Origin of the sequence: Streptomyces europaeiscabiei, assembly GCF_001550375.1 — a bacterium.
Classification (GTDB): Bacteria; Actinomycetota; Actinomycetes; order Streptomycetales; family Streptomycetaceae; genus Streptomyces; species Streptomyces europaeiscabiei.
The window spans coordinates 1-19414 of record NZ_LRTR01000920.1; the positions used below are offsets into that span (position 1 = coordinate 1).

Annotated in this window: 14 protein-coding genes; 8 read left to right on the plus strand and 6 right to left on the minus strand. The window is 72.0% G+C overall.

What is annotated here, in order from left to right; all coding sequences use genetic code 11:
• The 3 genes from AWZ10_RS46265 to AWZ10_RS46275 all read right to left on the minus strand — a co-directional run.
• A partial coding sequence (locus AWZ10_RS46265; protein ID WP_341846123.1) for an ATP-binding protein occupies positions 1-1443 on the minus strand: 1443 nt, incomplete at its 3' end.
• A 136-nt stretch (positions 1444-1579) separates the two neighbouring features.
• Positions 1580-2470, minus strand: coding sequence for an ATP-grasp domain-containing protein (locus AWZ10_RS46270; protein ID WP_060894248.1), 891 nt, complete (start codon positions 2468-2470; stop codon positions 1580-1582).
• Between the two features lie 125 nt (positions 2471-2595).
• Complete coding sequence (locus AWZ10_RS46275; protein WP_060894257.1) at positions 2596-3462, minus strand: DUF3152 domain-containing protein; 867 nt, start codon at positions 3460-3462, stop codon at positions 2596-2598.
• Between the two features lie 322 nt (positions 3463-3784).
• On the opposite strand from AWZ10_RS46275, the gene AWZ10_RS46280 reads away from it, so the two are divergent.
• Positions 3785-4849, plus strand: a complete 1065-nt coding sequence (locus AWZ10_RS46280; RefSeq protein ID WP_060894249.1) for a MerR family transcriptional regulator — start codon at positions 3785-3787, stop codon at positions 4847-4849.
• Between the two features lie 14 nt (positions 4850-4863).
• On the opposite strand, the gene AWZ10_RS46285 is transcribed toward AWZ10_RS46280, so the two are convergent.
• The 3 genes from AWZ10_RS46285 to AWZ10_RS46295 form a co-directional block, all read right to left on the minus strand.
• Complete coding sequence (locus AWZ10_RS46285) at positions 4864-5832, minus strand: nucleotidyl transferase AbiEii/AbiGii toxin family protein (RefSeq protein WP_060894250.1); 969 nt, start codon at positions 5830-5832, stop codon at positions 4864-4866.
• Positions 5829-6611 carry a hypothetical protein gene (locus tag AWZ10_RS46290; protein WP_244172794.1) on the minus strand — a complete coding sequence of 261 codons (783 nt, stop codon included), beginning with the start codon at positions 6609-6611 and terminating at the stop codon, positions 5829-5831. Before AWZ10_RS46290 ends, AWZ10_RS46285 begins: the two co-directional genes overlap by 4 nt.
• 62 nt (positions 6612-6673) lie before the next feature.
• A complete protein-coding gene (locus tag AWZ10_RS46295; protein WP_060894252.1) occupies positions 6674-7384 on the minus strand; it encodes a FadR/GntR family transcriptional regulator in 711 nt (236 codons plus the stop codon).
• A 233-nt stretch (positions 7385-7617) separates the two neighbouring features.
• Here AWZ10_RS46295 and AWZ10_RS46300 point away from each other — a divergent pair, with 233 nt between their 5' ends.
• The 7 genes from AWZ10_RS46300 (at position 7618) to AWZ10_RS46330 (ending at position 19072) form a co-directional block, all read left to right on the plus strand.
• The gene (locus tag AWZ10_RS46300) at positions 7618-9129 is read left to right on the plus strand and encodes an SLC13 family permease (protein WP_060894253.1); all 1512 of its coding nucleotides are present in this window, start codon (positions 7618-7620) and stop codon (positions 9127-9129) included.
• Between the two features lie 52 nt (positions 9130-9181).
• Positions 9182-10669, plus strand: coding sequence for an acyl-CoA synthetase (locus tag AWZ10_RS46305; protein WP_060894254.1), 1488 nt, complete (start codon positions 9182-9184; stop codon positions 10667-10669).
• Positions 10666-12276 (plus strand): carboxyl transferase domain-containing protein, encoded by a 1611-nt coding sequence (locus AWZ10_RS46310; RefSeq protein ID WP_063809866.1) that lies wholly within the window; start codon positions 10666-10668, stop codon positions 12274-12276. The genes AWZ10_RS46305 and AWZ10_RS46310 overlap by 4 nt, the downstream gene beginning before the upstream one ends.
• A 72-nt stretch (positions 12277-12348) precedes the next feature.
• Positions 12349-12702, plus strand: a complete 354-nt coding sequence (locus AWZ10_RS46315; protein WP_046707433.1) for a CU044_2847 family protein — start codon at positions 12349-12351, stop codon at positions 12700-12702.
• Positions 12699-14435, plus strand: coding sequence for a VMAP-C domain-containing protein (locus AWZ10_RS46320; RefSeq protein ID WP_060894255.1), 1737 nt, complete (start codon positions 12699-12701; stop codon positions 14433-14435). The genes AWZ10_RS46315 and AWZ10_RS46320 overlap by 4 nt, the downstream gene beginning before the upstream one ends.
• 26 nt (positions 14436-14461) lie before the next feature.
• A complete protein-coding gene (locus AWZ10_RS46325) occupies positions 14462-15484 on the plus strand; it encodes an AAA family ATPase (protein WP_046707432.1) in 1023 nt (340 codons plus the stop codon).
• Between the two features lie 138 nt (positions 15485-15622).
• Positions 15623-19072, plus strand: coding sequence for an SAV_2336 N-terminal domain-related protein (locus tag AWZ10_RS46330; protein ID WP_279616686.1), 3450 nt, complete (start codon positions 15623-15625; stop codon positions 19070-19072).
• Positions 19073-19414: the final 342 nt, after the last annotated feature.

The window sequence follows — 19414 nt, forward strand, 5'->3', positions numbered from 1 at the left end:
GGCCAGGACGGCGGCGGAGCGGCTGTGGACCAGCGAGGTCAGGGCGCCCGCCCACAGGGCGCGGGTCAGCCCCTCGTCCGGCCGGGCCCCGGCCCGCAGGGCACCGTCCATCCAGTGCCGGCCCTCGCCCCAGATACCGCCCGCGACCCAGTGGAACCACAGGCCGGCGGCGAGCCGCAGCCCGTGCTGGGCCTCGCCCGGGGTGGTGAGGCAGAAGTCGAGGGCGGCCCGGAAGTTGTCCTGGTCGATCCGCAGCCGTTCGGTGATCTCCGCCTGGTCGGGGCCGAACCAGGCCTGCTCGTACTCGGCGCCGAGCCGCGCGAAGTGGTCGCGGTGGCGCCGCCGCGTGTCGGTCGCCTCGCCCAGGTCGTGCAGCTTCTCCAGCCCGTAGTCGCGCAGGGAGACCAGCAGGCGGTAGCGCACCTGCCCGGCATGCTCCTCCCGGACGAGCACCGACTTGTCGACGAGCCCGGCGACGGCGTCCAGGACGGCGCACGGGGCGATCTCCTCTGGGGCACCGGCGGACTCCCCGGCGCAGACCGCCTCGGCGGCGGCCAGGTCGAAGCCGCCGACGAACACAGACAACCACGCCCACACCAACTGCTCCTGAGAGGTGCACAGTTCATGGCTCCAGTCGACGGCGGAGCGCAGGGTGCGGTGGCGGGGCTCGGAGGTCGGGCTGCCGCAGGTGAGGAGCTGGTAGCGGTCGTCGAGGCGTTCGACGAGCTGCTCCACGCCGAGGGCGCGCACCCGGACCGCCGCCAGCTCGATGGCGAGCGGCAGTCCGTCGAGGCGCCGGCAGAGGCGGGCCACGGCCTGCTGGTTCGCCTCGGCGACGGTGAAGCCGGGGACCACGGCCGCCGCCCGGTCGGCGAACAGCCGCAGCGCGGGGAAGGACTCGACCGCCGACGGGGTCAGCTCCTCCGGCGCGGGCGCGGGCAGTGGCGGCACCTCGAAGAGCTGTTCCCCGGCCAGCCCGAGCCGGTGCCGGCTGGTGGCGAGGATCCGTACGCCCTCGGTGGCCGCCAGCACGGTCCCCGCGAGGACCGCGCAACTGCGCAGCAGGTGCTCGCAGTTGTCGAGCACGATGAGTAGGCGCCGCTCGCGCAGGTGGTCGACGAGGATCTCCAGCGGGGGCCGTACGGTCTCGTTGCGGACGCCGAGCGCGTCGTTCACGGCGTGCGGGACGAACGCCTCGTCGCTCAGCGCGGCCAGCTGTACGAGCCACACGCCGTCCGGGAAGGCCCGTGCGACCTGTCCCGCCACATGCCCGGCGAGACGGGTCTTGCCCACCCCGCCGGGTCCCGTCAGCGTCAGCAGTCTGCCCGCCGACAACAACCGTCTGACACCGGCCGCCTCGTCCCGTCGCCCCACGAAGCTCGTCAGCTCCGCCGGGAATCCGGAAGTGCGCCGCGACTCCGATCCGCCCACGACCCTGGTCACGCCCTCAGTTGTGGTTCCCGTACGCGCTGTTGTAACCCCGAAGGGTAGGCAGCGGGCACGGGCGGGACGCGCGCTTCGTGGATTTCCCGCCTCTTCGGGTGAGGAGGGTTCGCGGGGCCGGGGCAGGTGCCGGGAGTCAGCCGGTGGTCGCCGCCGCCAGGATCGCTTCGACCACGCGGGGAGTTGAGTCCGGGTGCAGCCACAGGAAGAGGTTGGGCTCGACGAGCTCCAGCTCCATCACGCACGGCTGCCCGTCCTCCCCGGTGACGAGGTCGACGCGCGCGTACAGCAACTCGGGCCTCCCCGGCACTGCGGCCAACGCCCGCTCGGCGACGGCGAGTTCGGCCTCGGTAGGGGTCCAGGGCTCCAGATCGGGGTGGGCGGTCTTGTCGGCGTCGTACGCGGTGCCGGGTGCGAGCACCGCCCCCTTGCGGCTGGCGTGCAGCAGACGGCCCCCGAAGAACTGCAGGGCCCGCTCCCCGTCGGTGTCGATGCTCGTCACGAACGGCTGCACCATGGCGGTGAGCCCTTCGGCGTGCATCCGCTCGACGTGCCCTGCGGCGGTCTCCCGCTGGTCGGGGGTGTACCGGGCGGCGAACCGGGCGCCCGCGCCGGAGGTGGGCTTCACGACGTACTCGTGCGCCACGGGGAGCTCCACGGTCTCCCCCGGCGCGAGATAGGCCGTCGGCACGACGGGCACTCCGGCGCCGGCGAGGTCACCGAGGTACCGCTTGTCGGTGTTCCAGCGCACGACGCCGGCCGGGTTGGCGAGCCGGGTGGCCGCGTCGACCTTCTCCGCCCAGTCCACGAACTCGGCCGCGCGCCAGCTGTAGTCCCAGGTTGACCGGATGACGACGAGGTCGTGGCCGGCCCAGTCGGCCGCCGGGTCGTCCCAGTGCACGGCGGCCGCGTCGGCCCCGGCCTCCCCCAGCGCCCGCACCAGCACCGGCAGATCCCGGTCGTGGCTCGTCTCCGGCCCGGGGTCGTAGGTGGCGACGGCGATACGAGGGGCGGCGGGGCGGGCCACGGGGGCTCCATTCTCGTACGTCTGCGGCAGCCCTCCGGGCAGGTGCCCGGAAGGGGGTCTCCGGCGCAGGCTAACAAGCCCCGAGAGCCGAGAAGGAAGGGGTTTCTCCGCGACGGCGCTCCCGCTCACCCCACGGCCGGTCCCGTGACGAGGCGGCCCTTGCTGTCGTACGGCCAGACATTGGGGACGCAGCCGTTCATGCCCTTGATCTGCTGCATCATCGCCGGGGCGGGCTCGCCCTCGCCGGGGCAGCCGACGTGGCCGAGGCCGAGGAAGTGGCCGACCTCGTGGTTGATGATCAGGGCGCGGTAGGCCTTGACGTCCTTGGCGTAGACGGGGGTCGCCCGTTCCCAGCGTTCGAGGTTGACCATGACGTCGGCGCCGACGTTGCAGTTGTACTCGCCGCCGGTGTTCAGCCCGCCCGCGCCGCAGACGTCGTCGACCGTGCCGGGGGTCGCGACCTTGACGACGAAGTCGAAGGTGTCGCCGGAGACCCGCTGGAAGGCCCGGTCGCCGCCGGCCGTCCAGCCGCGCGGGTCGGCGAAGACGCCCTCCACCTCGTCGGCGACGTCAGCGGTGGACAGCGACAGCCCCTTCTCGACCTCGACCCGGTAGCGCAGGGGCGTGCCCTTCCCCACCTTGCCGCTGCCGCCGGAGGCCGTGGTGAACGTGCCCGGCCCGGTCCTGGGGATGGTCACCGGGGAGCCGCTGGGGGACGGCGAAGCCGACTTGCCCCCAGACGAGCCGGGCGAGGAGGCGGGGCTGCGGGGAGTCCCGGTGCCGGCGCCGGGACTCCGGCCGGCGCCGGCGCTGAGGCTGGGGCTGGGGCTGGGGCTGGGGCTGGACGAACGCCGGGAACGCTCGGACGAGGGCTCGGCGGACGCGACGGCCCCCGCCTCGCCGGCTAATTCCTCCGTGCCGCCGGTCGTCCAGGCCACCGCCGCGAATCCGGCGACACCGAGGGCCGCGACGGCGCCGAGTCCGCCCCACAGGGGCCCCTTCCCCCACCGTGCCGGGCCCTTCCGGCGCCGCCCCGAGCGCTTGGCCGACCCCTGCGCTGCGGCGCGCGCCGAACCGCTATGACGGCGGCGGGTGCGAGTGCGGGTACGGGCGCGGGAAGGTGTTGCGTTGTGCGGGGTCATGTTCCTTCAGAGTGTGATCGGTATGTGATCGGATGTGGCCGAGTCGATCACGAAACGATAACGGACGATCGGCATTGCTCCGCACCACCGCTTGACCTTCACCTTCGGTGAAGCCCCAGCATCGAACGCGGAACGAGGAACGGTCAGGACCTACGGGAAGCCGGGGAGAGCCATGGGAATGCTGACGATCGGGGCCTTCGCGAAGGCGTGCCGGCTGTCACCGAAGGCGCTGCGGCTCTACGACGAGCTGGAGCTCCTGCGGCCCGCCCGCGTCGACCCCGACACCGGCTACCGCTACTACGCCACCGAACAGCTGGAGCAGGCCCGGCTGGTGGCCTGGCTGCGCCGGCTCGGCATGCCACTGGCCCGAATCCGTACGGTGTGCGCGCTGGCACCGGGCCCGGCGGCCCGGGAGATACGGGCGTACTGGGCCGGGGTCGAGGCCGAGACGGCGACCCGACGGGACCTGGCGGCCTTCCTCGTGGACCACCTCACCCAACCGTCCGAGGAGGACATCACGATGCTGGAACTCCGTTACGCCGCCGTCTCCGACACCGGCCTGGTCCGCGCCACCAACCAGGACACCGCCTACGCCGGCACCCGCGTTCTCGCCGTCGCCGACGGTTTCGGCCCGGCCGGGGCCCCCGCGAGCGCGGCCGCCGTGGAGGCGCTGAAGACCCTGGACCGCGACACCCTCCCGGCGGGCAGCGTGCTGAACCTGCTGGACGACGCGGTGCGGGGCGCGACCGCCGCCGTACGGGACATCGCGGGGACCGGGGACGACGGCACGACCCTGACCGCGATGCTCTGGACCGGCTCGCAGCTCGCCCTCGTCCACATCGGCGACTCCCGCGCGTATCTGCTGCGCGACGGCGAACTCTTCCGGATCACCCACGACCACACCGTCGTCCAGTCGATGATCGACGAGGGCCGCCTGACCCCCGAGGAGGCGACCACCCACCCCCAACCCGCCCTGCTCCTCAAGGCGTTGACCAACAACGAGGCCATCTCCACCCCCGACCTGCGGCTCCACGACGCCCAGCCCGGCGACCGCTACCTCCTCTGCTCCGACGGCCTGTCGACGGTCGTCCCCGACCCGTCCGTCCAGCGAGTCCTGTCCGCCGCCCCGAACCCTCAGGCCGCCGTACACGCACTCGTCACCGAGGCGAACGAGGCGGGCGGCCCGGACAACGTGAGCTGCGTGGTGGCGGACGTGGTGCGGAAGGAGGCCGCGTAGCGACAGGAACCGGCTCAGGCGCTCCCCAGCGCGCGGTTCAGGCGATCCAGCCACTCCTGAGCCGTACCCCGCACCTGTGGGTGGGCGGCGCGGAACACCGCCCAGTCCACGGGGTCCGGAACGACCGCGTCCAGGCGCAGGGCGTCCGCGGCGGCCGTGTCACCGGGCTCGTGGCGGAAGACCTCGCGCAGCAGTTCCGGGGACAGCTCGGTGGCTTCGGCCTCCGCGAGGAGTACGGCGTCGTAGAGGTCCTTGGCACGGGCGCGACCCTCGGCGGCGTGGTCGGTGTGCAGCCACAGGAGCTTCCAGGCCAGGGACAGTTCACGGCCGGGGGTGCGTACGACCGTGTGGGCGGAGCCGTCGCCGCGGGGTATCGCCGTCCACACGGGAGGCTCCGGGAGCCTCTCGTCGCGGGCGAAGTCCAGCCGGGCCTCGCCGGGCGGGAGGCCTTCCGCCACCCAGGGGATGGTCAGGCGGGTGCCGGGGGTCTCGTACTCCGTGTAGGTCCAGGTGCCGTCGGGGCGGGCGGCGTCCGCATCGAGCACGACCCCCGGTGCGGCCACCGGCCGCTGCCGCACCAGGTCGAGCACCGCCAGGTGCGGCGGGCGCTCCTCCGGCTCCGCCTCCACGATCCAGTGCAGCCCCTCGGGCGGCACCGTCGGCCGCAGGCCCGCGACGTCGAACTCCTCGAACTTCCAGATCTCGTACCGCCCGGCGCCGTCGGCGGCCTCCGGCCACTGCTGCACGTCCTCCAGCCCCTCCACGTACGGATAGGGATGCGCGGCATCGACCGGGACCAGCAGCGGCCGGGGAACGATCCAGTCGAGGTCGGCGGGCTCCCGCGCCGCGGCCCCCACCCACGCCGGCATGACCATGCTCCCGCGCAGCACCAGATCAGCCCCCAAGGGGGAAGCGGCGACGAGGTGGAGCAGGTGATCGAGCACGGCCCGGTGGGCGACGCGCCACGGCTCGGATCGGGTCACCGCGCCACCGCCTGCCCCGCCTCGGCTTCCGTCCGCCCGTCCGCGTGCCCGCCTGTCCCCTCGTCGATCCACCCGCTGTCCAGGGCCGGCCGGTCGTCGTGCACGACGAACTCCTCCTCCACCTCGACGGCCTTGAACCCCGCCCCCGCGAGGGCGTCGAGGAGGGCGTCGAGACGGCGGCGGGCCTCGGGGCGGCCGACATCACGGCAGCGCTGGGTGACGAACCGCTCGTGACCGCGTCCACCCCGTCCGTCCGGCTCACTCCGTCCGTCCAGCTCGCGGCGGGCGTTGCGGGACACATGGGCGCAGTGCCGCTCGGCGAGGGCGCGAACCGTCGCCACCTCGGCGTCGTCGGCGAGGACGAGCTTGACGTGGTGCTCGAAGTAGCAGCCGGGCGGAAGGGCACGGGCCTCGACCGCCGTCCGCGGCACGTCCTCGTTCCACGGTGCCGCCTCGATCTTCACCCGGGCGACCCCGAACCCCGCGACGCCCAGCCGCCCGGTCCACACCGACGCGGCCACGCGCTGCGCCGACAACCCACCCTCGCCGCGGACGGTCAGCATCGGCTGGTCGGGCGTCACGCCCCGGTCGAGCACGATCCGCGTGTACTTCACCCGATGGCGCTCCGCCCACCGACGTATCCGGCCCTCGCCCCCGGCCACGGAACCGGCCCCGGAACCAGAACCGGAACCGGAACCGGAACCGGAAACCACCGTCAGATGGATCTCGAACTCCCCGGCGAACTCCCGCACCGCAGCCCCGCATTCCCCCGTGTCCACCTGCCTGCTCCTCGGCGGCCGACTGTACTGACCACCACTGACAGCGGCTGCGGGGCGGCGCCTCAGGAAGGCGAGTCCCCCGGATCCCAGTCCAGCAGGCGGACCTTCGCGACCGTGCGTACGTGGCGGCGCATCGCGGTGGCCGCCTGTCTGGGCTGCGCGGCGGCGATGGCGTCGAGGATCGCCCGGTGCTGGGCCAGGGAACGGCCGGGGCGGCCCGGCTGGCGCAGCGACTCGGTGCGGCTCTCGGCGATCTGGTCGGCGATGGAGCGCATGAACTCGGCGAGCAGACTGCTGTGCGCGGCCGCCGTGACCGCCGCGTGGAAGAGCCGGTCGCCCTCGACACCGTGGCCGTCCCGCTCGATCTCCCCGGCCATGTGCGCGAGCGCGTCCCGCATCGCGGCCAGGTCGTCCTCCGTACGGCGCTCGGCGGCCAGTTCGGCGAGCTTCGTCTCCAACGCCTCGCGGGCCTCCAGCACATCGGGCAGCCGCCGACGCCGTTCGACCATCTCGTCCACGGGCTCGACGTCGAGGCTGTCCCGGACGAGATACGTGCCCCCGCCGTGCCGCGCCTCCACCAGGCCCTGGACCTCCAGCACCACGATGGCCTGCTTGACCGAGGCCCGGCTCACCCCCAGCCGCTGGGCCAGGTCCCGCTCGGGCGGCAGCCGGTCCCCCGCCTTCAGACCGCCCTCGACGACGTACTGACGCAGCCGGTCGAGCACCTGTTCGTAGAGCCGCTGCTTGGCCATGGGGCGCAGGGCGTCGCTCACGGTTCCCCCTCTCGTCCGGCGTCGCTCGTCGGGAGCGTAACACCGGCGGACATCAGTGGCCCGGTGGCCGAGTGGCTGAACCAATTTTCGCGCACCCCCTTGACGCCACCGTCGTACGCCCTCACGCTGACCAACCGTAAGTGGCTCAGCCACTCGGCCACTCACCCCGAGTTCTCAGCTCTCCCCCACAGCCCCTCACCCAGCCGTTCCGGGACCCAACGACGGGAGCCGGTATGTCCCCCGAACTCATCTCGGTCCTCGTCCTCGCCGTGGTGTTCGTCATCGCCACGACCCGCTCGGTGAACATGGGCGCGCTCGCCTTCGCCGCCGCCTTCGGCGTGGGCGAACTCGTGGCCGACCTCGACGCGGACGGTATCTTCGCCGGCTTCCCCGGCGACCTGTTCGTCGTCCTCGTCGGCGTCACCTATCTCTTCGCGATCGCCCGCTCGAACGGCACCACCGACTGGCTCGTGCACGCCTCGATCCGGCTCGTACGGGGCAGGGTGGCGCTGATCCCCTGGGTGATGTTCTTCATCACCGGCGCGCTCACGGCGATCGGCGCGGTCAGCCCGGCCGCCGTCGCGATCGTCGCCCCCATCGCCCTCAGCTTCGCCTCGCGCTACGGCATCAGCCCCCTCCTGATGGGCGCGATGGTCGTCCACGGCGCCCAGGGCGGCGGCTTCTCCCCGATCAGCATCTACGGCACGATCGTCAACGGCATCGTCGAACGCGAGAACCTCCCGGGCAACGAGATCGCCCTCTTCCTGACGTCCCTGATCGCCAACCTCGTGATCGCAGGCGTGGTGTTCGTCCTGTTCGGGGGACTGAAGCTGTGGAAGCAACCCGCTGACACAACCGCAGGTGGCGGCTCCCACCCCACTGACACAGCTACGGCCAACGGCTCCCACCCCGCTGACACAAGTGCGGGTAGCAGCTCCCACCCCGCCGACACAACTGCGGGTAGCAGCTCCCACCCCGCCGACACAACTGCGGGTACCGGCTCCCACCCGGCTGACACAACTGCGGGCAGTCGTGCCGCTGGGGCGGCACGGGTGGGCGCAGCGGCACCTCGAACCGCCGAGCAGCGGACACCACCCCCGGCCGCCGCCACCCCCGTTACCGCGTCCGCCCCCAGCACGGAGACCACCCTCACCCCCGCCCGCATCGCCACCCTCACCTCCCTCGCCGCCCTGGCCGTCGCAGTCCTCGCCCTCGACCTGGACGCGGGCCTCACCGCGGTGACGCTCGCCGCCATCCTCAGCGCCGTCTGGCCGGACGACAGCCGCAAGGCGGTGGGCCAGATCGCCTGGTCCACGGTCCTCCTCATCTGCGGCGTCCTCACCTACGTGGGCGTACTCGACGAGATGGGCACCATCACCTGGGCCGGCGAGGGCGTCAGCGACATCGGTATCCCCCTCCTCGCCGCCGTACTGCTCTGCTACATCGGCGCGATCGTGTCGGCCTTCGCCTCGTCGGTGGGCATCATGGGCGCCCTGATCCCCCTGGCCGTACCGTTCCTGGCGCAGGGCGAGATCGGCGCGGTCGGCATGATCGCGGCGCTCGCAGTGTCCGCGACGGTCGTGGACGTGAGCCCCTTCTCCACGAACGGCGCACTGGTCCTGGCCGCCGCACCGGACGTCGACCGCGAGCGCTTCTTCCGCCAGCTGATGATCTACGGAGGGATCGTGGTGGCAGTGGTACCCGCGGTGGTGTGGCTGGTGCTGGTGGTCCCGGGGTTCGGATAGCCACATGTGCGGTAGCGGTACCTCTGACGGCGACAACCAAGGAGTACGAGACGTGTCCCCACTCTTCCCGGCCCTCACCGGCGAAGCCACGACCCCCGAACGCCCCGCCCTGCGCTTCGGCGAGCGGTCCCTGACGTACGCGGAACTCGCCGCCGTCACCGACGCCCTGGCGGACCGCGTCAAGGGCGGCGGCCGGGTGGCCGTCTGGGCGACCCCCACGCTGGAGACCGCCGTGGCGGTGGTGGCGGCACTGCGGGCCGGTGTCCCCGCCGTCCCCCTGAACCCGAAGTCCGGGGAGAAGGAACTCGGGCACATCCTCTCCGACAGCGCACCGTCACTGGTGCTCGCGGCGCCGGGCGACGAACTGCCCGCCCCCGTACGGGGTCTGGAGCGCGTCGATGTCGATGTGCGTGATGTGCGTGATGCTGTCACCACAAGCGGAGGGCCGGCCCCCGACGGACGGACGGCAGCCGACACCGACGCGGCCCTGATCGTCTACACCTCCGGCACCACCGGCCCGCCCAAGGGCGCCGTCATCCCGCGCCGCGCCATCGCGACCACCCTGGACGCGCTGGCCGACGCCTGGCAGTGGACCGCCGACGACGTACTGGTCCACGCCCTCCCTCTCTTCCACGTGCACGGCCTGATCCTGGGCATCCTGGGCCCGCTGCGACGCGGCGGCTCGGTCCGCCACCTCGGCAGGTTCGACACGACCGCGGTGGCTCAGGAACTGTCGGCCGGCGCGACGATGCTGTTCGGCGTCCCGACGATGTACCACCGCATCGCGGAGACCCTGCCCACCGACCCGGAACTGGCGAAGGCACTCGGCCGTGCCCGCCTCCTCGTCTCCGGCTCGGCCGCGCTGCCGGTGCACGACCACGAACGGATCGCGGCGGCCACCGGACGCCGGGTGATCGAGCGGTACGGCATGACGGAAACCCTCATGAACACCAGCGTCCGCGCCGACGGCGAGCCGCGCGCCGGCACGGTCGGACTCCCGCTGCCGGGCGTGGAGTTGAGGCTGGTCGAGGACGACGGCACCCCCCTCACCGCGTACGACGGCGAGTCGGTCGGCGAGATCCAGGTACGCGGCCCGAACCTCTTCACCGAGTACCTCAACCGCCCCGACGCGACCGCCGCCGCGTTCACCGCCGACGGCTGGTTCCGCACCGGCGACATGGCCGTCCGCGACCCCGACGGCTACGTACGCATCGTCGGCCGCAAGGCCACCGACCTCATCAAGAGCGGCGGCTACAAGATCGGCGCGGGCGAGATCGAGAACGCGCTCCTGGAACACCCCGGGGTACGGGAAGCCGCCGTCACGGGCGAACCGGACCCCGACCTCGGCGAACGCGTGGTCGCCTGGATCGTCCCGACGGACCCGCAGTCCCCGCCCCCGGCACCCGAGTTGGCGACCCACGTCGCCACCCACCTGTCCCCCCACAAGCGCCCCCGAACCGTCCACTACCTCTCCGCCCTCCCCCGCAACGACATGGGCAAGATCATGAAGCGAGCGCTGAAGGCGGATGAGGACGGATGAGTGACCGGCGCCTCTCGGCCCGCGAGGCCATCGCCCTCCTGACCGACGACTTCACCGAACTCCCCACGCCCCCACGGGACTACGCCCCCGACGGCCCTCTCTCCTGGCACGGCTACGACATCTCCCGTGCCCGCGCCGCGGAGCGCACCGGGGAGGACGAGTCGGTGGTGTGGGGACGGGCGCTGATCGGCGCCAGGACGGCGAGGACGGCGAGCCCGACGGAGACCGAGGCGATCGGCACCGACACGGCAGTCGGGGTGGCGCCACCGGGAACGTCCGCCGAGCCGCAGCAGCGCGGCGAGGCGGACGCGCCGCCGAGGCTCCCCACCTCCACGGCCGCCGTACTGATCTCCTTCGAGTTCGGCTTCCTCGGCGGCTCGCTCGGCGAACGCACCGGCGACCGCCTGGAGGCGGCGTACACGTATGCCCGTGAGCACCGCCTGCCGGTCGTCGCCCTGGTCGCGACGGGCGGCAGCCGCATGCAGGAAGGTATGCGCGCCCTCACCCAACTCCAGCGCGTGGCCCGCGAGTCCGCGCTGACGAGCGAGGCCGGGCTGCCCCGGATCGCGGTCCTCCGCGACCCCACGACGGGCGGCGGCTGGGCCACTCTCGGCGCCGGCGCCGACATCGTCCTCGCCCTCCCCGACGCCCAGGTCGGCTTCGCCGGCTCCCGAGTCCGCCCACCCGACGCGGACCCGACGGCGTACACGGCCGAGTCCCAGGTGACGGCGGGCTCGGTCGACGCGGTGGTCCACCCGGACGACCTGCGCGACACGCTGGCCCTCTGGCTGTCCCTCCTGACCGCCCCCTCCACGACCCCGGCACCTCCACCCCACGCCCTCCCACCGCACGGCGCCCCCGACGAGGGCCGCAGACCCTCAAGGCGCGCGGGGCCGTACCCATCTGCGGCTCCGCCGCGGGGCGCGACCAGCCACAACGCACCCGCAGCCGCCGACGAACCGCTCCCCCCACCCACTACGGCACCCCTCCTCCCCACCACCGGCTGGGAAGCCGTACAACGGGCCCGCTCCCCCCGACGCCCCCGTGCCGAGGCCTACTTGGACGCCTACTTCACCCACCGCACGGCCATCAGCGGGGACCGCGCCGGCGGCACCGACCCCGGCATGTTGTGCGGCTTCGGCGAACACGAGGGCCGGACCGTCGCCTACGCCGCCCAGCGCGGCACCCCGACCCGCCCGGCGGGCTACCGCACCGCCGCCCGCCTGATCCGCCTCGCCGACCGCCTGGGCATCCCCGTCCTGACCCTCGTCGACACCCCCGGCGCCGCGAACGACGCCGAGGCCGAACGTCAGGGCGCGGGCCCCGCCATCGCCGACCTCTTCACCACCGTCACCACCGCCCGCACCCCCCTCACCACCCTCCTCATCGGCGAGGGCGGCTCCGGCGGCGCCCTCGCCCTCGCCGCCCCCGACAACACCTGGGCCACCCCGGACAGCTACTTCTCGGTGATCGCCCCGGAACTGGCGGCGGCGATCCTCAAACGGCCCGGGAAGGAGGTCCGCCCGACTGCTGATCAACTCGGCCTGAAGCCCCAGGACTTGGTGGAGCTGGGGATCGTTCGGGGCATCACGGGTACATACGGGTAACGGAAACCGGGACAGCTCCGAGTACCGTCCGTAACAATGTGGGCCGACAGAGTCACGAACAACGGGGGCGTCATGGATGGCTTGGTGGAGTTCACGACCGACGACGGCATCGTGATCGCGGTGGAACCCGCCGAGGATCTGTCCGGCTCGCACCTGGTCGCGGACCGCGGCGACGGAGCGGTCCGGGCGACCCGCACGTTCGAGGATGCCCTGGGCAATGTGCGTACCGCGGCCGAGTCGGCGCTCCGTGTCCTCCGGGACGGCTCGCTCGGGCCCGACTCCGTGGAGCTCGAGTTCGGCGTGAAGCTCAGCGCGGAGGCGGGCGCGGTGATCGCGAAGAGCACCGTCGAGGCCCATCTCGTGGTCAGGCTCTCCTGGTCCCCAGAGCACGCCGACAGGTCACCCGGAACCCCCCTGAGCTCATGACCAGCGCTTCCTGGCACGCCAGGATCGAGTGCGGAGGAAGCACAGGGGCCGGCTTTCTGATCACCCGGCGCCACGTCGTCACCTGTGCTCATGTCGTCCAGGACAGTGGCACGCGCGAGGTGCGCATCACCTTCGCGCACGGCGAGGGCAGGGCGGTCACCGGCCGGGTGACGGCCCAGGGCGGCTGGGACGGCACGCCGACCTCGCACGGCGACGTCGCCGTACTTGAGCTGGACCACCCGATGGACCTGAAACCCGCGCGGTTCGCGGCCGTCTCCGACGCCTATGGGGACCCGCCGCCGAAGCTGCTGGCCTACGGTTTCCCCAAGCACAGCCGAAAGGGGGTCCTCGCCGAGTACCGCACCACTGCCGACCAGTTGCTCGACGGGGAGTGGGTCCAGCTTGAGGCGTGGAAGACGTACGGACAGCCCCTCGCCCCCGGCTTCAGTGGAGCGGGACTGACTCTCACCGACGGCAGGGTCGTCGGTGTGGTCACCTCGGCCGCGAGGGATTCCGGTATCCGGGACGGGAGGATGCTGCCCGCCCATGTCGTGGCCCGCTATTGGCCTCCCTTGGCCGACTCGATCCCGACTCCCGGATACAACCGACGGCAGCGGCAGCGGCTGCGGTTGCTGATCGAGGCCGCGTCCCGCCAGGACGACCTGGGGTGCAGCCCCGAGCGGCTCTACCGCGATGCCGTCGGAGTCGGTCCACCCCCGCCGGACGGCCTGGCCTCCCTGTGGGACGCCGCCTGGTATCTGCTGTTCGAAGTGCCCGACCAGCGGGCGATCGCCCGCTTCGCGGGCCGGCTCGCGGTGTTCGTCGCCGACCTGGAGACCCGGCGGGGGTTGCGGGCCTGGTCCAACACCGGAAGCGGGCCGACTCCCCTGCCCGAGTCAGGGCCGGTCCATGACTGGTCGCCGATCCTCGTCGAGATGGCGCCCAGCGGTCGCGGCGACAACCACTTCCTGGTCGAGGTGTCCGCGTACAACGGCCAGGACCGCCTGGTGGTGGGATCCAGTCGGCTCCCCGTCGAGAGCATCCGCGCGTATGCCCTGGAACGCATAGACGAGGCGTACCACGTGCTGGAACCGGAGGCACGGGAACTGATCGCCTTCGTGTTGCCGCTGCGCCACCTCAATCTGGGCGTCGCGCACTGGCCGCGCAGTCCCGACGACGACAGCCCGCTCGGCTCCTTCGCGCCTCTCGTCGTCATCAGCCTGGAACGGCGGCGGAGCTTCGCCCTTCAGCACAAGCTGCGGCAGAAGTGGGCGAGCCTGGACACCCAGTCGATGGCACGGCTGCATCGCATCGGCTGCGCATCGCTGAGACAGAACCCGACGAGCCTGACCATAGGGCTGCGCCACAGCACCGACGCGGTGGGCTTCGGCACCCCGCCCCGCGCGGACGGCGTCCGCCAACTGCTTCACGCGACCCTGAACGCCCCCGCGCCCGCGGTCCTCTGGCCACGCACCAGTTGCAAGGGCGGCAGCCTGCCGCACGACGGCTGCCAAGGAACGGCCTTCCTGAACCGCCTCGACGAACACCTGGTGGGGCGGCCTCTCCGAGATCTGCCTGCCTACATCCACGAACTGAGGGAGGCGGCCTGTGCCGTCGAGGCCGCCTCCGAGCCCGGACCCGACGGACGGCACTGGGCGCACGACCTGACGCTGCTGTGGGAGGACCCCCGATGCCTCCCCGACCCGGACAGCTTCCAGGAACTGCCGGTCTGATCACGAGTCTGCGCGAGGAGACGCCCATGTCCCTGTGGCCTGTCTACACGGGTGCCGCCGAGCCCCACGACGACATCGACCGGCTCCCGGCGCCACCGCCCTGGCGCACCTTCGACGGCGGCCCCGAGCTGGCCACTCCCACCGAGGACGACCACATCTCGGCCACCTCCCCGGACCGCAGGCATCGGGCCCGTACGTACCGCGCCACCGACCGTGCCGTGCAACTCGTCAACGCGGCCCTGTACCTGCGTCGCCCCCTGCTGGTGACCGGCCCACCCGGCAGCGGCAAGTCGAGTCTCCCGTACGCCGTGGCACGCGAACTGCGACTGGGCCCGGTGCTCCGCTGGAACATCACCAGCCGTACGACCCTCCACGACGGCCTCTACCAGTACGACCCGTTGTCCCGGCTGTACGCCGCGGGCCGTACCGGATCGAAGCCACGCCCACAGGACGGCGAACTCCAGGACCATCTGCGGCTCGGCCCGCTGGGCACGGCTCTCCTCCCGTACGCCCGCCCGCGTGCCCTGCTGATCGACGAGATCGACAAGAGCGATCTGGACCTGCCCAATGATCTGCTGCACATCCTGGAGGAGGGTGAGTACGAGATACCGGAGCTGGTGCGCGCCGCCCGGCACACTCCCTCCGCCCAGGTAATGGTCGACGGGACGGACGCGCGCGTGGCCGTGGTACGAGGGCGGGTGCGATGTCGGGCGTTCCCCTTCGTCGTCATGACCAGCAACGGGGAGCGGGAGTTCCCACCCGCGTTCCTGCGGCGGTGCGTACGGCTGGAGCTGCCCCAGCCGCGGGGCACGCATCTGGAGGAGATCGTGCAGGCGCATCTGGGTGAACCGGGCTCCTACGCAAGGGAGTTGACGGAGCGTTTTCTCGAACGGGGCACAGACGGGGAACTGGCGACCGACCAGTTGCTCAACGCCATCTATCTGACGGGGGTTTCCGGCATCGACGCGGCTTCGCGGGACGAGTTGGCCGAACAACTGATGCCGTATCTGAGCCGCACGCGGGACGCGATGGACGATCTCGGAGGCTGAACGGCCGGGCAGCGCATTCGTCGGGGGGATGAGGTCGTGAACGACTCGGCAGCGAGCGGAGCGGCGGGGCGGAGAGGTTCCGAGGGCGGTCCGACGACCGGAGTCGGCCATCTGGCAGAGGTACTCGTGCGGGCGAACATGGGGTCGAGTGAGCAGCTGACCTCCATCGAGCTCGCGGAAGTCCTCTGGCTGGCCCGGTACATCCGCCCGGTCGAGACGCTCGGGCCCGCCCCACACTCTGTGCACACGGCTGCCGAGACGCCTGGAAGCGCGGTAATGCCGGGGCGGACGGAGCCGGCCGAGCCGAGATCCGATGCCGACACAACGCCTGCGCAGCCGACTCCCGCCGCGCCCCGTTCGCCACGCCGCGCGACACCTCGGGTTCCCCTCCACCTCCCGGAGATCGTTCGGACGTCCGATGCCCGGACAGGCACGCACACCCCACTGCTCGCCCCCGCTCCACCGCTGCTGTCCCATCCGCTCAGCCTGCAACGTGCGCTGCGGCCCCTGAAACGCCGGGTTCCGGCTCCGATCGGTCTGGAGTTGGACGAGATCGCCACCGCCCGGCTCGTTGCCCGGCTCGGCGTGCCACCGCGATGGTGGCCACCCGTGCTCCGGCCGGTGGCGGAGCGGTGGCTATCCCTGCGCCTCGTGTACGACTCGGGCCCCACGATGCCCGTGTGGCGCCCCCTCGTCGGCGAACTGCACACCGCACTCGCCCAGTCGGGCGTCTTCCGCACGGTGGCGCTGAACCGCCTGACCGCCGACGGCACGCTGTGCGGGTCCGGTTCACTGGGCTCGTACGGCGACGGCCGCACGGTCACGCTCCTGATCACCGACTGCATGGGACCGCAGTGGCGGAGCGGGGCGGCGGGGAGCCGCTGGTATCAGACACTGCGCCGCTGGTGCGCTCGTATGCCGGTCGCGGTCGTCCAGCCGTTGCCCGAGCGCCTCTGGCGTACGACGGCCCTGCCCGCCGAGACCGCCCGAATCGGTGCGTCCTGGCCAGCCGCGCCCAACTCGTCGTACGACGTGGAGTCCTACACGTTGGAGAGTGCGGAGCCGGGCGCGTTCCCGGTTCCCTTCCTGGAGGCCTCGGCCCCGTGGCTGGGGAACTGGTCCCGGCTGGTGGCCCACTCGGGCCGGCTCCCGGGCTCGGTCGCCCTGCTCGGCATGGCCCCGCCTCCGTCACCCGTGGACGACCAGGGCCGCGGCGATGTGAGCCGGCTCTCCCCGGCGGAACTTCTGCTCCGCTTCCGTTCCCTCGCCTCTCCGGAGGCCTTCCGCCTCGCGGGCCATCTCGCGGTCGGGCGCCCCAGGCTGCCCGTCATGCGCCTTTTGCAAGCGGCCATCGAACGGAACCCCCAGCCGCAGCATTTGGCGGAGGTGATCCTCAGCGGAATGCTGATGGCCGTCCCCGGCCCTCCGGGGTCGTACGCCTTCCGGCCCGGGGTGCAAGAGGAACTGCTGCGTACGCTGCCCCGATCGGCCCGGCACCTCACCGCCGAACTCCTCGTGCGCATAGGTGAGTTGATAGACGAACGCGCGGGTGTGGCTCCGGGGACGTTCCAGGTCGCCGCCCCGGGGGGCACAGACGTCACGGCGGACGGCGAGCCGATCGCCGCGGTGCGGGAGGAAAGTGTCCGACGGTTGGGCGGCACCCCCCGGGATGACCCGGGGCTGCTGCTGGGCAAGTACCGGATGGTGCAGGAACTCGGACGCGGCTCGGGTGTGTGGAAGGCAGTGGACATCCACGGCGGGCAGACCGTCGCGGCGTACCGGTACGAGGTCGGGCCGAGCGATCGCGAGACGTTCCTGGAGCGCGCACAGGCGCTCGCCGATGTCCGGCACCCCAATGTCGTCGGCGTACGCCTCTTCGGCTTCTGGAACGGCGGCGCATGGCTGGTCGCCGACTTCGTGGAGGGCGTGACCCTGGCCGAGCTCACCGACGAGGGCGGCTTCCGGCTGCCGTACTGGATGCTGACCTCTGTGGCAAACCAGGTGGCGCAGTGCCTCACCGTCGTGCACAGCCAGGGCCTGGCCCATGGACGGCTCACCCCGAACTGCCTTCTGCTCTGCCCCGACGGCACGGTCAAGGTCACCAGGTTTGCGCTGGAAGGGGGCCGGGGAACCGGTGAGTCGGCCGACCTCGACGATCTGGGACGCCTACTGTCCGAACTGCTCGGCGGACCGGCCGTCCCCGAACAGCAGGGGCTGGCCGACACCGAACTTCCCCGGGCCCGCCGGGCCTTCTGGGAGCGGTTCAGCGAGGCGGTCGACGACCTCCTCTCCGCCGATCTCGACAGGCAGCGGCGTGGCCGGGACCTCTGTATGTCCCCCACGTACGACAAGCAGAGCGCGTCCGCGAGCGACCCCTACGGTTACCAGCTCCTCGGCCCGGTACGCGTCACCCGGAACGGTCGCCCCCTGTCCATCGTCCCTCCCGAGGAACAGGCCCTGCTGTGCATGCTCCTGCTCAGGAGCGGCAGGACGGTGACGCACCGCGAACTGGCCCAAGGCCTCTGGGGCACACGGTTCTCGGAGCAGCGGGCGGAACGGGAGCTCGCCGAGCACGCCGCCCGGCTGCGGAACACCCTGGGCGCCGGGATCCTGGCCACCACCTCGGGTGGCTATGCCCTGTACGCGACACCCCGCACGGTCGACGTGCACCAGTGCGAGGACCTCGCCGCCCGAGCGGAATTCCGCCGTGAGGACGGCGAGACCGCCACGGCCCGCGAACTCGTCCAGTACGCCCTGGACCTCTGGCAGGGCGAACCCCTGGAGGATGTCCCCGGTCCCGCGGCGGAGGCAAACCGCCTTCGCCTGCGTGCGCTGCGGCTCGACCTGTGCGCCGCTCGGGCGGAACTCGACCTGGACAACGGCGATTTCGCGCAGGCCGAGACAGATCTGTCCGGGCTCGTGCGCTCCCACCCGGCCCGGGAGGACTTCCGCCGCCTGCACATGCTCGCCCTGCGCCACCAAGGCCGTATCGGTGAGGCCATCAGCTCGTACGAGGAGTATCTGGAACACGGACGGCGCGGTGAGACTTCGACTGAACTGGTGCTGCTGTACCACGAGTTGATCCGGACACGGGAGCGGGGCCGGACGGCGATCACCCTGGAGATCTCCCCTCCGGGCCTACATCCGCGAACCCTTTCCGCCCTGGCCGAGACGTTACCCCGGTTGCTTGCACTGGGTGGACTGACTCCGGATCAGTACGAGGTTCTCGGCCGTGAGGACGACCATCTGATCCGGGCCGAGTCCGATGCCTCCGCAACGTCCGTACTGTCGGCACTCGAACCGGTCCTGCATCAACTTCCCGATGATCTAGGAGTGTTGTCCGATCCAGCTACGGTCCGCGTGACGTTCTGGCAGGCGTCCGGCTCCGACCGCCCGGTGGCCCCACCGGACGTACGAGCCGCACTGGAACGTGTCTCCGGAAGCGTCGTGGTCGTGATCTCCCCCACTCTTCACGGAGAACTCACCGATGGCGTCACGCCGGTCGACGCTTCCCGTTTCCAACCCCTCTACGCAGAGGATCCGACCACCCCGCCCTTGGCCTGGTACTACTCCATCGAAGCGTCCTAGCGCGTTCGGAATCCCATACCGCCCTCCGGCCTGATGCCTGACCGCTTCAGGTGCCGCCTCCCTCCGGACACGACCTGCCGGTCCATGCCCTGACTGCCCTGTGCCGGGGTACCGCTGTCGTCACGGGCGGCTCACCCGACGCGATCACGGCGTACCTGTTCGCCGGGCGCGCCCGGCGAACAGGGCTGGGGAACGGTAGTCGAACGGGACGCTTCACACCACCATCTCCTTGGAACACCCTTCCGAATATCATCCGCCCAGTCCAACCCCTCGTCACCGAACCACCCGTCCAGCCGCACCCCCACCCGGCCCACCCCCACAGGCACACTCGCCCCCCCCCCC